This is a genomic window from Pseudoalteromonas undina, assembly GCF_000238275.3.
GTDB classification, from domain to species: domain Bacteria; phylum Pseudomonadota; class Gammaproteobacteria; order Enterobacterales; family Alteromonadaceae; genus Pseudoalteromonas; species Pseudoalteromonas undina.
Genome location: NZ_AHCF03000004.1, coordinates 328,135 through 344,557 on the forward strand (window position 1 = coordinate 328,135; position 16,423 = coordinate 344,557).

Genomic DNA, 16,423 nt, shown 5'->3' on the forward strand with positions numbered 1-16,423 from the left:
TAATCAAAACTGTGTTTGGGCAAGGTATTAATTGCCCATAGAGTATCTAACGCCAAAGGCATAACGAGGACCGTATTGAGCCGCGCTTAAGAACTGACTTTCGAAGCGGCTAAATGAACGCTCGGTTTCGTTAGTTAAGTTCACACCTTCAAAAAATACCGTTGTGCTTTCGTTAACTTCGTAGTTAACACTAATATCCCACTGCAAGTACTCTTCAGCATATTGTGGCGGAGCCGTAGCACCTGAATCAGGTAAACCCTGCGCAATTAAGTACTCATCACGCCATGCACCGGTAATTTTTACCGATAAGCCATTTTTTTCGTAAAAGCCTTGTAGGTTTGCAGAGTCACTTAGGCCAGCCAATACCGCTTGAGAGGCAAGGTAGTAGTTATCGTACTCAACATCACCATCAACAACTGTGGCATTAAAGCCTGCACCAAAGCCCGAGTCGCCAAACAAGTGCTGAACAGCAAATTCAAAGCCGTTCACCTTACGTGAGCCAACGTTTTCAGGTGAATTAATAGTCCATTCAATTAGCGGGTCGGTTGCTGGGTCTGGTAAGATACGGTTGTTTTCGCCAATACCCACACCATTAGCTACAATTTCATTGTAAATTGCAGTGTCCGTTGCTTGATCGCCACGACCTTCAATGGCGGCTACTGCGTTGTTCCAACGCTGACCTAAATACACATCATGTAAGCCTTCAAATGTTGTTTTAACCTGCGTGTTATCAATCCAATTATCTACGTCTTTCCAAAATAGACCAATAGCAGCGTAGCTGCCTTCGCTGTAGTAATACTCAAGGCTTAAATCTAAGTTCGTTGATTTAAATGGTTCTAAGTTTGGATTACCACGGCTACCACTTCTTGAATTTAATTTAGGTGAAGGTGTTAAAGCCAAGTTACCTAACATATCACCGAGTGTTGGTCTGGTGATTGTTTGACCCCATGAGGCGCGGGTCACTAGGTCATCCGTAAGATCGACTTTAATATCAATCATAGGAAGTAGTAAGTCGTATTGGCCTTCATAGTCTACTTCAACTAATTCGCCACCAGCGGCAAATTGAGTTAACCACTCTGAACCACCAGCCCAGTACACTTGTTCCGCTACACGGCTTTTAGCTGGGCTGACAATATCAGTTTCTTCATAACGAAGACCTAAATTTACAAATACTTCGTAGTCGCTAACGTCAAATACCCAATTACTAGAGAGATACACACTGATGGTTTCTTCTTCAACTTCGTTAGTTGGGAAGCCGTCAAAGCTACCAATTCGGTAATAATCACTGCCAATAACATCTTCGGTTAAGTAAGCGCTTTGGCGAGCAAATGCTTCATCAAGGTCATAAGTGTAAGCATAACCAGGGGCTACGCCGTTAGGGCCAAATGAAAACTCATCAAGGAATCCGCTTAAATCAACTCTTTCGAACATCGCATCCGGAAAAATTTCAGCGAATGTACCGTTGTTAAAGCCTGGTGCATTGGCGTTATTAGAACCACCCCAACCACTAAGTGTTTGTTTAGTGTAAGCCACACCAAATTTTACAGTCTCAAGACCAATATCTGTATAAGTAAATAGCTTACCATCTAATTGCACTTGAGAAACTTCTGACTCACCCGGTGTTCTGGTAAAAATACTGAAGTTAGAACCAATTTGATTTGGACTCACTTCTTGTGTGCCATTGTTCCAATTAATATTGAAACCGGGCACATCGCCTTCGCGGAAAAAGTATTCTTTAGTCGAGAGATCGGCTGAGCCCAAAATAATACGGGCATTAGAGTTTAAGCCTGGATCTTTACCGTTATCTGTAGTGGTTTTTGAAGTATGGGCATCAAAGTTAAAACTTAGATTGTCTGTTGCTAACCATTCAACATTAATACCAGTTGCTTTTGAGTCTACTTCTGAGGTTTCACGAAATGCAGTGAATGATGCGTCATCGCCAGCTGAGTTATAGTAAATAGCGGTGCCGTTTTCATCTAGCTCATAGGCATTACCATTGCCGCCAAACGACCCATTCCAAATACCCCACGATAACGAATTATTACCCGTTGTAGCATTTGATATTGTGTGATCTAGTGTAAACGTTAAGTTATCTGTTGGTGCAAACTGAAAAGTGGCTTGCGCGTTTAAACGTTCACGCTGAATGTCGTCTTTTGCAAAGCTGACTTCTTGTGGGAAGAAAGCGGCAGATACAAATTCACCACTCTCCCCAGCGTTAGGGTCGAAAAACTGCTTCGCTGGATTGCCATCAGCATCCATTGGGCGGTTATCAATTATGTTTTCAGCATCAACCGATAGGTTAGGGTTGACTAACCAAGAGCGCACATTGGCTGCTTGGCGCTGAAAATCACGACGGTGGTAAGAAAAGTTAGCTGAAAAACCAAACATTTCGTCAGCAAACGTGTTGCTGTAAATACCTGCTACTTCAGGAGTAACCTCATCACCTTCTTCTACCGATGTATCGTGAATACCTTTAGCCATTAATGAAAAACGTTGACCCGGCTTCTGTAGAGGTTTAGCGGTAACAATATTTACAGTTGCACCAAGGCCACCTGTTGGTGTATCTGCACGCGCTGTTTTCATAACTTCAAGTGAGCTTACACCCTCCGATGATAAGTTCTCAAAGTTAAATGAGCGCGTAAAGCCTGTGCCCGCCATTTGACGGCCGTTAAGTGTTACAAGGTTAAATGATGGGCCAAAACCACGTACGGTAATTTGGCTACCTTCACCGTTTGAGCGACTTACTGATACACCCGTAATACGTTGTAGCGATTCAGCTAAGTTAGTATCTGGAAATTTACCCATTTCTTCAGCAGAAATGGCATCGACCACGCCTGATGCGTCACGTTTTACATCCATTGAACGAATGAGTGAGCCACGAATACCTTTTACTTCAATAACTTCTAGTTCAGGTTCGGCAGTATTTTCTTGCGCAGCGTAAGCGAAGTTAAATGTGCTTGCAGCGATGATAAGTGACACAGAAGCCGCTAGTGGGCTTTTTTTAAACTTATTTGTGTTCATAATTGCTCTGCTTTTACTTAATTTATTACGGTAAGTAGGTACTTGTAATTTAGTACCTACCACTGAATTAGGGTTTATGGGTTAGCGATAACTACGTTGTCTATACGGTAAACTGCACCTTCACCTGTTCCCCACGCTGGGAACATCATCAGTACATTGATGTCGCTAATGTCTAAACCTGCATCAAATAATGATTGCAACGTAAACGTGTATGTTTGCCACTGTCCAATAACAGGTACTTCACCTTCAACGCTTTGTGCAAGAGGAAGCTCTACCGCTGTTGCTGCACCTGTTGACTCAATTTTAAATGTCCATACTGAGTCAGGGTCATTTGGTGGTGTCACCATTTTCATTTCAAATTGCACAACACCATTGGCTAATATTGCTGATGCATCAAAAGAGATACCGTCGTCCGCTAAAAAGCCCATTACTGTTGGTGTAGCACCAATAACAAACTCAGCCACTGTGCCGTGATCAGCATCGTCAGTTTCTTCAGTCGGTGTAGAGCCACCACAACAGTCCCAAATACTCCACATATCTGCAGCAGTATCTTGGAAAATAGTGATTTCATCGCCTGCTGATGCACTAGGATCGTACATTTTAGCGTTATCAACACGGTAAACCGCACCTTCACCTGTGCCCCATGCTGGGAATATCATCACTACATCAATGGCACTAACATCTAAACCTGCGCCCGCTAAGTCAGCGAATGTAAAGGTATAAGTTTTCCACTCACCTACAACAGGTGCATCGCCAGCATCTGTTAATGGTAATTCTACTGCGGTATCACCCTCATTAGATTCAATTTTCATTAACCAAGTTGCATCTGGGTTATTTGGGTTTGACATCACTTTCACATCAAACTGTAGTACACCATTTTCTAAAATGCTGGTTGCATCAAATGGAGTGTCGCTACCACCAGCAGATGAACGAGTATTAAAGCCCATTACAGTGGGGGCTTCGCCAATAGTGAATTCTGCAGTTAAGCCGTGTTCTGCATCGTCCATAACTTCTGATGGAGTAGAGCCGCCACAACAATCCCACATCGGCCAATCTAAGTTTTGCTCGTCAGTAAATAAATCTACTGATGGTGATTCACCTACATCGCCTTCAATAGCCACATTGGTAATTAAATATTCAGCGCCTGCACCTGTTTGCCATGCTGGGAATACCATTAATACATCAATGGCACTTAAATCTAAGCCTCTTTCTTGTAGTAAAGAAAGTGGGAAGGTGTAAGTTTGCCATTGACCAGTAACAGGAGTAACACCTTCATTACTATCGCTAAGGGCTACATCGCCGGTATTAGGACCACCATCGCCCGCTTCGGCTTTCAATAGCCATGTAGTATCTGATGTTGGTGGCGTTACCACTTTCATATCAAAAGTTAGTCGACCATTTAGATCAAGAAGAAGTGATGCATCAAACGGAGATGAAGTGCCGGTAAAATCATCAGGGAAGTGACCGCCTCGAGTAGAAAACCCAAGCACAGTCCCGTTATTATCGTTAATGTTAAACTTAATTACATCGCCTTTGTCAGCGTCAGTAATTGTTTCAGGTGTTGTTCCACCACAACAATCCCATGCGATCCAGTTGGCATTTAAGCTGCCATCAAAAATATCAAGATTCTTTGCAACACCATCACTTGGCGGAGTAGGTACAGGGGCTTTACCTTCTACAAGTGCATCGTCTAGGCTATCGTAACCTGGACGTACTGTTTCACAACCTTTACCAGTGGCCGGATCTGAGGCACATTCGTACACACGAACATAATCAATCTCAAAGCTTTGACCTTCTGCAAATGCAGCTGCATCAATACCTAAATTGTTTACATTTTCAGGCCAATCGCCACCAACAGCATGGTTTAATATAAGGTAAAAGTCTTTATCAAATGGGGCATTATCCCAGTGAGTGGTAAGTTCGCCGTTACCTTGTTCAAAGTATTCAGCAAACCAACCTTTATGTTTAAGACCAACAGGCTCATCTTTAGAGTTGTAACGTACTTCAGAACGACGTTGTGTGGCGTATAAATAGCCATCTACGTACCAGCGAATTTCTCCCTCTTGCCATTCGATTGCATAAGTATGAAAGTCATCTGCTGGGTTCATACCTTCAGGTAAGGCATAAGCTTTGCCTGAACTTGAGTTATTTGGCCACTCACGACCATAGTGAAGTGTGCCATGAATATTTGCTTCAACGGTGCCATCTTCAGCGACTGTTTTTAGATTAACTGCTTCTAAAATATCAATTTCGCCAGAGCGCGGCCAAGTGCCATATACTTCATCGGTTGGCATCATCCAAAATGCGGGCCAGCTACCTTGACCAGAAGGCAACTTTGCACGCATTTCAAAACGGCCATAAGTAAAGTCGGCGTTGTAGCGGGTGTTTAAACGGGCTGACGTGTATGGTTTTTCTGCACCTTCTTCTGCAGGTAAGGCGACTATATTTAGTACACCGTCTTTAATGAAGGCATTTTCCTCACTGTCGGTGTAACATTGTTTTTCGTTGTTACCACCGCCAGCGCAGTTTAATTCAAAGTTCCACTTGTTAGTATCAATACTAGTGCTGTCAAACTCATCGCTCCATACCATACGCCAGTCTGAGACTGGTTCAGTAGGGTTTACTTTTTCAATATCGGTAGTAGTGGTCGCTGCGTCACCACCACAACCCGCCAAAGATGCTAATGAAATAGCAGCCAAAAGGCGAGTAATGCGTGTTGTTTCAATGTTCATAACTGAACCCCGTTCAACTGATTATTGTCAGAATATAGTGTATTTGTTGATTTTTTCATTTTTGTAAGCGCTTACATTTTTCTGTGTGGTAAATGTAAGCGCTTACAAATAATATGGGGGATTCTCAACTGGGTCAAGAATTTGTTTAAATAATTTACAACTGGTTTACTTTTAGCGGGGTGTTTTTGTTAACAGGAACGGTTAAACGCCTAAGTAATGTTATAAATAGAGGTTTAAAAGGTGTACATGGATGTTTTCATTAGCTGTATTGCTATTTTTTAAATGGCATTATTAACAATTGCCTCAAGGATGAATTTTGTTTGGGGTTTGGGTATTGGCTTAAACCAAGTGCAATATTTTTATCAGGCTGACTTGCCTGTGATTTATAGCTGCCAAAAAGTCTATCCCACCAAGTTACACTAAAGCCAAAGTTACTGTTTGTTTCTTCGGGGTTTTGGCTATGATGAATACGATGCAGTACTTGAGTTACAAGCACTAAACGCAGCGGCTTTTCAATAGAGTTGGGTAAACGAATATTCGCATGATTAAACAGTGCTAACCCATTGAGTGCAATTTCAAATATTAATACTGCAATAGCAGGTACACCCAAAGCGGTAACGGCAATCAATTTTATAAGTATGCTGAGTACAATTTCAATAGGATGAAATCGCAGACCGGTACTGGTATCAATATGTGCATCAGCGTGGTGTACGCGGTGCAAACGCCACAAAATAGGCACCTGATGAAAAAGCCGATGCTGCCAGTAAATAATTAAATCAAGCAAAAGTAAGCTGAGTATCACTGCAATGAGTGGTGAGACATTGAGTTGATTAAATAGCCCAATTCCATGCTGCTGATAATAAGCAGCAACCGCAGTTAATCCAACCGGCACTGTAAAGCGTGCAAGCAGGGTAGAAGTAAAGGTTAATCCAAAATTAGCAAACCAGCGTGACCTATTTTTAATAGTTGATTGGCGTGCAGGCTTTTGCCATTCAAGCAGCATCATTATTGCTAGTACGCTAAAAAAGAAGCCTAGCCGCCAATATACTTCATGACTCATGGTTTACCTCGTTGAGTGCGGTTTCTTGCTGTTTTAAGGTGTAATAACCTCCATATATACGGGTGAAAATAGTTATCGCGCAGGCTATAGCAAATAAAACAGCAAGAATTGAAAAATACTGCGGCCAAATACAAAAGGCAATAAATAAGGCAATGGTTTCTGTGCCTTCGGTTAAGCCATTTAAGTAGTAAAAACTTTTGTATTTAAATTGCGGTTTATCGAGTTTAAATTTTTCAGCGGCTATAGCAAAAGCTAAAAAGCTTGAGCCGGTACCTATAAAAGTCACAAGCAATAGTGACCCAGCAAGTGCATTTTGCTCAGGGTTGGTTAAAATAAATGCAAAAGGAATAAGCGCATAAAATAAAAAATCCAGAGTAATGTCTAAATATCCCCCAGCGCTTGAACTGCTCTGAGCATAACGCGCGAGTGCGCCATCAAGACCATCAAAAATGCGGTTAATACAAATTACAGCTAATGCGCCATACCAATATTCAAAAATAATTAGTGGCACAGCTAGTAAGCCAATTAAAAAACCTATTAAGGTTAACTGATCGGCACTCACTCCTTTTTTGTGCAGCTGTTTTACGCACGGAATAAGCACCGGTTTTATAAGTGGGGTAATAAATTTATCTAACATTTATATCACTTTGTACGTTTAGATTGATGATTTTGCCATTTGTGGCTATTGCGTCACTTTCATCATGGGTGACCATAATGGCGGGTAACTGATATTCCCTAATTTGTGAAAACACCAGCTGACGGGTTTCAATACGTAATTGCTGATCAAGCTTACTAAAGGGTTCATCGAGTAAAATCGCTTTGGGTTTACTCAGTAATAGTCGCAGTAAAGCAACACGGGCTTGCTGCCCACCGGAGAGAGTGTCTGGATGGCGCTTGGCCATGCCTTTTAGCCCAACGTGTGTAAGTGCTTCATCTATTTTCTGCTGGCGTTGTGTTTTATCCATTTTTGGCATGGCAAAGCTAATATTACCGCCAACAGATAGATGCGAGAATAGTAATGGGTCTTGATATAGCACAGCAACATGGCGTAAATGGCTGGGCAAGGAACTAATATTAGTATCATTTAGCCACACCTCGCCAGTCGCATTAAAACCCGGAGGTAATGCGCCAGTAAGCCAATTTAATAAGCTAGATTTACCGCTCCCTGATGGCCCCATAATAGTAAGAATTTCACCACCTTTAACCTGTTCATTCAAGCTCAGTAACAACTCGTTTTGACGATAAAGCTGACAATTTTTAATTTGTAATGATGGCTGCATTAAACGCCCTTTGATGTATTCATATTATGCTTGCTTGTTATTAAAAACATACCGAGGTAGTCCCCATGCCAGTATAAAGCCGAGAAGAGGTAAGCCCATTTGCAGTATTGCATACACAGCACTGGTTCGCCTACTTGCACCATTGGCAAGTGTTACGGCTTCGGTGGTTATGGTGGCTATTCGGCCACCCCCTGCTAACTGGGTTGATAAATACTGGCCAAAACTTATTGCCAACCCCAGCGCCATCGCAATTAAAATAGGCGCAAATAGTTGTGGCAATTTAACTTGTATAAACACCTTCCATGGGCTTGAGCCTAAGCTTGCAGCAACACGCGCTAATCTTGGGTCTAAACGCCTGTAACTATCGGCAATAGATAAAAAAACATAGGGTAAAACAAACAGCAAGTGTACAAATATCACATTAAAAAAAGCATGCTGACTATTTAGCAATTGCTGTAGCCACACAATACCAAATAAAAAGGCGATACTGGGTACCAACAACGGCAGGTATATAATTAACAGTGCCCACTTCGCCAAAGGTTTAGCCGTGATTTGCTCTGCTTCTAAACATAGTAGCACCAAAATAGTGGCAAAACCCGAGCTAACCACGCCAACCACTAAGGTATTAAATAAAGGAGTGTAAATGTGTGTAAAGGCATTTTCAAAGTGTAGTAATACCAAACTTGAGGGTAAGGTATCCGGAAAACGCCAATAGCCAGCTACTGACCAAAATACTAATCCAATTAACGCAGCTGCAATGAAGACTAAAATTACGCAAGTAACGATATAAGTAAAAGCACGAACAAGTTGGTGAGCATAATGGCGTCGGCCGTTGATGAGTGACTGACTAAAAATCATGGCACTGATTTTTTCAAGCAATAGCCAAATTAGCAGTAGTCCAACAGTGATCGCTAATTGTAACAGAGCACCCGCTGAGGCCTTTATGCGCAGGGTTAAATCTACATCGTTAAACCAATGCATGATAGCAACGGCTAAAGTAGGGGGCGTATTTGGCCCAAGTATCAGTGTCATCTCAACGCTCGCACTAGCATAAGCAAGTACTGCAAAAATGGGCAAACGTAACAGTGGGTATAAATTAGGTAGCACCACTTTAAAAAATGCCACCATGGGGTAATAACCTAAATTAATGGCAATTTGATGCTGCATTCGTAGCTTTTTGCCAAGTTCAGGCTGCGCTAAAATACCCAATGCAATCAGTAGTAAAAAAGGCAGCTCTTTAAGTACAAGCCCAATAATAATGCTCCAGCCAAAAGCGTCATAAGGTAATGAGCCCTCAGGAGCTAATTGCCAGCCCGTTAACCAAGGCGAAAATAAGCGCGTAAATAATCCCGATGGCGCGATTAAAAAACTGACCGCAATTGCCGCTGCAGCGTGGGGAATAACCAGTATGGGACTCAATACATATTCAATTCGTTTTAGCCATACACTATTAAAAAATGCAGCCAGCATAATAATCATGAGCGCAAACGCTATTAATGTACTAATTAGTCCAGTGCGTATGCTCAGGCCTATCATTTGTGAAAGCCCCGGTGTATCCCATAAAACATTAAACCCAGCCAAACTCATGTTGGTTTTATTCAAGGCAGGCGCCCAGCCAAAGGCAGGCAACATTACTCCCATTAGGCCGCCTAATACAGGTATTGTTAACAGTGCCAGCAAACAGTAAGGGGTTACTTTGACTAGGCGTGAGAATAAATCAGCTGAATGGAGTACCTTACTCATTGGCTTGCTCCATAACGGGTTTCCCAGCCAGTATTAATTGCCTCCACCCAGCTCGGATGTGGCTCACTGAGTGTACGTTTAACACTATTTAGAGGCAGTGCGCTAGGATGCGGCTGTACGGTTTTAAATAAGCCCTGCTGCTCTGCGCTTAAGCTGGTTTGAATTAATACCGTTTTGTCACCCCATATAGCAGTTTTTTGTTTATGCGCTTGCGCTGCGGGGCTTAATAAAAAGTCAGCCACTAATTGCGCACTTTGCTGGTGGCTTGCATTATAAGGAATAGCGACAAAGTGAGTGTTACTTAAGCTACCATCGGCCATTGCATAACTTCTTATACTTTTTGGTAAATCATAGCGCTTTACCGCAGCCGGTACTTCTGGTGCCGAAAAAGTAAAGCCAATACTAAGCTCGGTATCGTCTATTAAGCGGCGCATTTGTATACCGCTTTGCATGAAGTATTCGCCATTGCGCCACAGATTAGGGTGCAATTTATTTAGAAACGTCCACAACGGATCAAGTACTTGGGCTGTGTTTTTATCATTAGCAGGTTGATTTAGTTTTGCTTGTAGCATTGCATCGCTATGTTGGTGTAATACCACTAATGCATATTTTAAAAAGCTCATCCCTAAAAAGTCAGGGGGTTTGGGGTAACTAAATCGGCCTGGGTTTGCTTTACTCCAGCTCAATAACTTATTAAGGGTTTGAGGAGGAGAGCTCGTTGCTAGCGTATCGTAATAAAAAGTCAGTGATGCCTGCCCCCAAGGGGCTTCCATTCCTTGAGTGGGTAAACCAAAATCAAACAACACGCTGGGATTGTTTTCTGGATTGGTGTAAATAAAATTAGGCAATTTATCAGCCCAGTCTTTTAGTAAAAGCCCGTGCTTACTCATAGCTGCAAAGTTAGCCCCATTGATCCAAATTAAATCGACACTGCCTTGAGTGTGATTATTTGCTGATTTTTCTGCGAGTACGCGGCTAACGGCCTCGCTGGTGTCGCTGAGCTTTATATGGACTAACTCAATGTTATATTTAGCTTTTACTTGCTCAGCCGCCCACTGAATATAGGCATTTATTTGCGCATCACCGCCCCAAGCATAAAAATATACGCTTTGGTCTTTACCTGAGCTTTCAACTTGCTGCCAACGGCTTTGTAATTGTGTATTTGCTAGGCTTTTAAAACTAAAAATAAGGCAAATACAAAACGCGACACAACATAAGCTGTATCGCGATAATGTTTGCCAAAATTTATTGGCGAGCATTTAAATCCCAGTTGTAGTCTAAAAACTTAACTTTCATGTTGTTATTTTTAAGTGCTTTTTGCTGAGCGGGTGTCAGCTTTAGTGCTTTAGGGTATTGCATAAAAAACTGCTGTAGCGTATTTGCGCCTTTAAAGCCTTGTTCAAAATCATCGCCGTACCACTTAAATATTGAAGACATAGTTAGCGTGTTATCTTGCGCTATATTTCGAGTCATGTCTGATAAAAAACGCATCGTTTGCTCTTGCAATTGGCTTTCTAAATCAGTGGCTGTGTAGGCTTCTTCACGTAGTGCTGGGCAGCCAATACTGGCACAATTTACAGCAAAGTGAATACGTGGGTCGTTGTACTTACCACTGCCACGTATTAAACCATGTTCTATATCATCAAGGCTGCGAGTTTTATCAAGTAATGGCACAAACTCTTTGCTCCACGGTGAGCTAAAAAAACTGCCTAACTCTTTAATTGATTTAAGATCTGGGTATTTTGTTAATATCAGCTCAACAGTAAAGGCGTTATACGCGTTGATTAAAAACGCCAGCTGCTTAGGTTTTTCCCATGTATCAAACTCATTTTGCGTAACAGCCGATAACGAATCTAAATAAGCTTTAAGTTCGCTGCGCTTAGCTTTTATTGCTGAGTAATTAACCTCAGTGCTGTGACCATGATTAATAGCTACAACATGCTTGTTTAATAATGCATTCCAGCTGTCATGCATATTTTGAGCTTTGCTTGCAAACGATGTTGCAAGCAAAGCAGAACCTAATAATAGCGCTTTTAAAGGTGTTTTAAACATATTAGCCTCTGCGCCAGGCGTGGTATTTTTCCAGCAAGTTAAGTACCTTTTCAGGAGCATGAGCACGTTTCCATTCGCCCGCCACATATTTGTTACCTTCAGCCCATGTTGGGTAGCTGTGAATGGTGCCCAATATTTTATTAAGTCCTAAACCGTGTTTCATGGCTAACACAAACTCAGCAATTAAATCGCCAGCGTGTTCAGATACCACAGTGACACCGAGGATTTTGTCTTTACCTTTAGGGGTGATCACTTTAATAAAACCATTGTTAGCGCTTTCGGTAATGGCGCGATCTAGCTCTTCAAATTCAAAGCGGGTGATTTCATAGTCTATGCCTTTTTCAATCGCTTCTTGTTCATTTATGCCCACCCGTGCTACTTCAGGGTCAATAAATGTGGTCCACGGAATGACACGGTAATCCACTTTAAACTTTTTAAGGTTACCAAATAAGCCATTTACTGCTGCGTACCAACCCTGGTGAGCAGCTACGTGTGTAAACTGATACGGGCCTACAATATCGCCTGCGGCAAAAATATTAGGGTAGAGTGTTTCAAGGTATTCATTTGTGACTACAGTGCGGCTCGTTTCAATACCTAGTTCTTCAAGGCCGTAACCTTTAAGGCGAGCGCTTCGGCCAACAGCACATAGTAGCTCATCGTATTCAATATCGATTTCGTTGTCGTTATGTTTTACCACAATGAATTTTTTGCCATCGCGCTCTTCACAGCGCAGTGCCTGATGCGAAGTTAAAATGTTTACGCCGCTTTGCGTTAGCGCTTCGTGAGCAAATTTAGACACCTCTAAGTCTTCTTTGATCATAATGCGTTCAGCCATTTCAATTTGTGTAACGTTTGAACCTAAACGCGCAAAGCTTTGTGCCAATTCGCTACCAATTGGCCCACCGCCAAGTACTACAAGCTTTTTAGGGGCATCGTCAAGCTCAGCAAACTTGCTCCATAACGTATCGCTGGTTACATAGCCGGTTTCTTCAATACCCGGAAGTGGCGGTACAAATGGGCGTGCGCCAGTGGCAATAACAATAGTACGGGCAGTGAGTGTTTGCGTGCCGCCATTATTTAATTTAATTTCCACCGTCCACGGGTCGATAAGTTTGGCGTAGCCTTTTACAACATCTACGCCTAAATTTGTGTAGCGCTCAACACTGTCGTGTGGAGCTATATCGGCAATCACTTGCTGTACACGTGCCATTATTTTTTTAAACGAAAACTGCGGTGTCGTGCTTTGTAGCCCATATTTTTCAGCTTGGCGCATTTGCTGGGCTACTTTTGCACTTTTAATAATAGCTTTACTAGGTACACAGCCAGTGTTTAAGCAGTCGCCGCCCATTTCGCCGGCTTCAATTAGGGTTACTTTGGCTTTAACCGCTGCTGCAATATAGCTTGTCACTAAGCCGCCAGCACCCGCGCCAATAACAATCATGTTACGGTCGAACTTTTTAGGTTTAGTGTAGTTTTTATAAACACGACGCTTTTTTATTGCATTTATAAGGCTTTTTGCAATTAACGGAAATACCCCTAATAACGCAAACGATAAAATTAAATCCAGCGATAAAATGCCAGATAAGCTCTCTATTTGCGCAAGTTGTGTACCTGCGTTTACAAATACAAATGTACCCGCCAGCATGCCTACTTGGCTTACCCAGTAAAAAGTCCATGACTTAATAGCGGTTAAACCCATTAATAAATTAATTAAAAAGAACGGAAAAACAGGCACTAAGCGCAGCGTAAATAAGTAAAATGCGCCTTCTTTTTCAACCCCAGTATCTATAGCGGCTAAGCGTTCAGGAAAGCGTTTTTTTATGGTATCGCGCAATAAATAACGTGACACTAAAAATGCTAACGTAGCACCAATGCTTGAGGCAAACGAGGCAACTAATAGCCCTTGAGCCAAACCAAATAATGCACCAGCGGCTAGCGTTAAAATGGCTGCACCGGGCAATGATAGCGCGGTCACTAATATATAAAGTAAAAAGAACCCTCCGATCACCAAAAGCGGTGATTGAGCTTTGTACTGATCAAATTGTGCCATTGATCCTTTTAGCCCGTCGAGGGTAAGAAGCTGGTTTAGGTCATAAAAAAAGAATAAGCCGACACCTATCGCCGCCAGTAATAACAAACTTAGTTTTTTTAACATGCTATCTCTCAAACGGTTTAAAAGTTATGGGTAAGCGTGAGCTTAGCGTTAATTGGTAATTCTGGGAACGCGAGTGTCGCGCCAAAATAGCCACCTTCAAATACAGGGCGCCAGTTTTGCTGATCGGTAATATTATTTACATCAAGCCTCAATTTAGTTGCTGAGGTAAACGCATAGCTGGTATTAACATTTAAGGTGTGCTGATCGCGAATGTATACGGTAGCCAAAAAATCTAAAGGGTAGCTTTTAGTATACAGGGCAGAAAATCCAGCTTGCCACTGAGAAGTAATTGTATAGTTAGCGTTTAAGCTTAACGATTGCTCTGGGATCCCTTGTACTTGACGGTTTGAGGGAGCAAAAGCTGTGTAACTGGGTGCGCCAATGCTGTTACCCGCAATAATATCGGGACGCGAATTATCAAACGCATCGGCTATTTGAGCTGAGTCTTGGCCTGTCGCAGAGTTATCATAACGGGCATCAATGTAACTGTAGCCTGCGCTTACCCAGTAAGGGTAAGCGTCGTAAAATACTTGGCTTTCGAATCCGGTTGTACGAATACCAGTATTGCTACCATCGCGATTACGTAAGCTGCGGCGTTGGCTAAATACAGCAGCATCTGCATACCAGTCGCTTTGTGTTGGCGCATATTTCACGCCAAACTCGACTAAAGTATTTTCCGTAGCAAAATTTTGTGCGCTAATTGTATTGTCACCACCTAACGTATTACCGCCGGCCATGCTGTTAGAGGTGGCTTCGTTATAACTTGCTGCCGCATAAGTGGTTAAATCGTCATTAACTGAGTAATTAACGCTCAACTGCGCTGATTGCAGGGTATCGTTAATGCTATCACTAGCCGCTATTTGACCTTGAGGCGCAATCGGGTCGCGTGCTTCTACATCATAGTAATCAACACGATAGCCAGCACTGGTGCGTAAGCTGTCAGTCCATTGTGAGTCTTGTTGAATGGCAATGCCGGTTTGCCATGAGCGTGAGTCTGTAGTGTCTGATAAATTAAAATCACCACTGCCATCATTGTTAATATCGTACTGACCACCAGGGGATACATATACACCGGGGCGTAGCTCTACCAAACGTGCTTTTTGAGTATCAGTTAATGGAATGCGGCGGTTTGAAAGTGGGCCGGTTAAATCAATAGGTGTGTCGGCTTCAGTAGTAAATTGGCTGTAACCCAATACTTTATTATAACGAACATCAACGGCGAATAAGGTTTGCTGCTCATCACTCCATTGATAGGTGAGTTCAGTGCGGTTTTGTGCGGTATCGGCGCCATCAATTATTTCAACAAAACTATTTTGTGCTATTTCTTCGCGCTGCAAATGTTGAAAGTAAGTAATGTTTTTAATCGACATTACATCAGACAGTGCGCGCTTATAAATACTGTGAACTAAATAAGTGGTTGCTTGATTGAGATTATCAGGATCGGTAAGCACACGGCTGGTGTCTATTTTGACTTGTCCTGTAGGCGATATAATAGACCCTGCGCTAGGCACTGTGCTGCCATTCGCTTGTAACCCTTGACCAGTAATATACAGATTATGATCGATAAGCGCTTGGGTTGGGCGGTTTATACCAGCGTTATCGGTAAATTCTGTTTGGTACAGTTCAAAGTTAATGTCCCAACTGCTTTTGTCATCCGGTAAAATTTTTAATGCCGCAAACAAGCTATCACTTTGTGTGGCTGAATAGTCATAATAACTACCCTGATCAATATGCTCATAGCTAACACGTAAGCCAATTTTATCCTCAACAATCGGTGCGTTGTAATCTACTTGGGCACTATACTTATCCCAACTTCCTGCAGACACCTTCACATTGCCTTTACGCTGATCAGTTGAGGCTGTTTTAGAGTGTAAGTTTACAAAGCCACCGTTACGTTGGCTTGAACCAAACAATACAGGTGGTGCGCCTTTAACCACATCGATTTGTTCTATCGCATTAAACGACAACGGCACACCAAAACCATTATTACCCGCTTGGCGTCGAGTACCATCTTGAAATAACTCACCTAACTGGCCGCGGATCGTCGGTAAACTTGGTGCACCAAAACCACTTGCAGCGTATGTATTAGGACTTACTGCCAGAACATCGTGCAATGTTGTTATGTTAAGTTGCTCAATTAACTCTTTAGAAATAGGGGTCACAGAGCGAGCTATGTCTTGCAAAGCTAGGTTGTCGCCAAAAGGACCGTTTACTGTGGTGTTTTTAATAGAGAGGTTTTTAGATTTAAGCGCTTGACCTGCCACTTCAATTCGCTCAATGGGGTCAGAGCTAGTTGTTTCATTAGCCTGAGCAGCTAAAGCTACATTTAATAGGGGGGCGAGGGTTAAAGCTAAATACGTGTATTTCAAATCGTGTTTCT

10 protein-coding genes are annotated in these 16,423 nt (G+C 42.3%); all 10 read right to left on the minus strand.

What is annotated here, in order from left to right; all coding sequences use genetic code 11:
- Positions 1-27: 27 nt before the first annotated feature.
- The 10 genes from PUND_RS16475 to PUND_RS16520 all read right to left on the minus strand — a co-directional run bounded on the left by PUND_RS16475 (position 28) and on the right by PUND_RS16520 (position 16,412).
- Positions 28-3,021, minus strand: a complete 2,994-nt coding sequence (locus PUND_RS16475) for a TonB-dependent receptor (RefSeq protein WP_010389277.1) — start codon at positions 3,019-3,021, stop codon at positions 28-30.
- A gap of 74 nt (positions 3,022-3,095) precedes the next feature.
- The gene (locus PUND_RS16480) at positions 3,096-5,753 is read right to left on the minus strand and encodes a glycoside hydrolase family 16 protein (protein WP_010389276.1); all 2,658 of its coding nucleotides are present in this window, start codon (positions 5,751-5,753) and stop codon (positions 3,096-3,098) included.
- A gap of 271 nt (positions 5,754-6,024) precedes the next feature.
- On the minus strand, positions 6,025-6,813 hold the full coding sequence (locus PUND_RS16485; protein ID WP_010389274.1) for a sterol desaturase family protein: 789 nt from the start codon (positions 6,811-6,813) through the stop codon (positions 6,025-6,027).
- Complete coding sequence (locus PUND_RS16490) at positions 6,803-7,450, minus strand: CDP-alcohol phosphatidyltransferase family protein (protein ID WP_010389273.1); 648 nt, start codon at positions 7,448-7,450, stop codon at positions 6,803-6,805. The genes PUND_RS16485 and PUND_RS16490 overlap by 11 nt, the downstream gene beginning before the upstream one ends.
- On the minus strand, positions 7,440-8,093 hold the full coding sequence (locus tag PUND_RS16495; RefSeq protein ID WP_010389272.1) for an ATP-binding cassette domain-containing protein: 654 nt from the start codon (positions 8,091-8,093) through the stop codon (positions 7,440-7,442). The genes PUND_RS16490 and PUND_RS16495 overlap by 11 nt, the downstream gene beginning before the upstream one ends.
- Before the next feature lie 24 nt (positions 8,094-8,117).
- Positions 8,118-9,836, minus strand: coding sequence for an ABC transporter permease (locus PUND_RS16500; protein ID WP_010389271.1), 1,719 nt, complete (start codon positions 9,834-9,836; stop codon positions 8,118-8,120).
- Complete coding sequence (locus PUND_RS16505) at positions 9,833-11,095, minus strand: ABC transporter substrate-binding protein (RefSeq protein ID WP_010389269.1); 1,263 nt, start codon at positions 11,093-11,095, stop codon at positions 9,833-9,835. Before PUND_RS16505 ends, PUND_RS16500 begins: the two co-directional genes overlap by 4 nt.
- Positions 11,082-11,888 (minus strand): DUF547 domain-containing protein, encoded by an 807-nt coding sequence (locus PUND_RS16510; protein WP_010389267.1) that lies wholly within the window; start codon positions 11,886-11,888, stop codon positions 11,082-11,084. The genes PUND_RS16505 and PUND_RS16510 overlap by 14 nt, the downstream gene beginning before the upstream one ends.
- 1 nt (position 11,889) lies before the next feature.
- The gene (locus tag PUND_RS16515) at positions 11,890-14,043 is read right to left on the minus strand and encodes an FAD-dependent oxidoreductase (RefSeq protein WP_010389266.1); all 2,154 of its coding nucleotides are present in this window, start codon (positions 14,041-14,043) and stop codon (positions 11,890-11,892) included.
- A gap of 17 nt (positions 14,044-14,060) precedes the next feature.
- Entirely contained in the window at positions 14,061-16,412 is a 2,352-nt protein-coding gene (locus PUND_RS16520; RefSeq protein WP_010389264.1) for a TonB-dependent receptor, read from the minus strand.
- Positions 16,413-16,423: the final 11 nt, after the last annotated feature.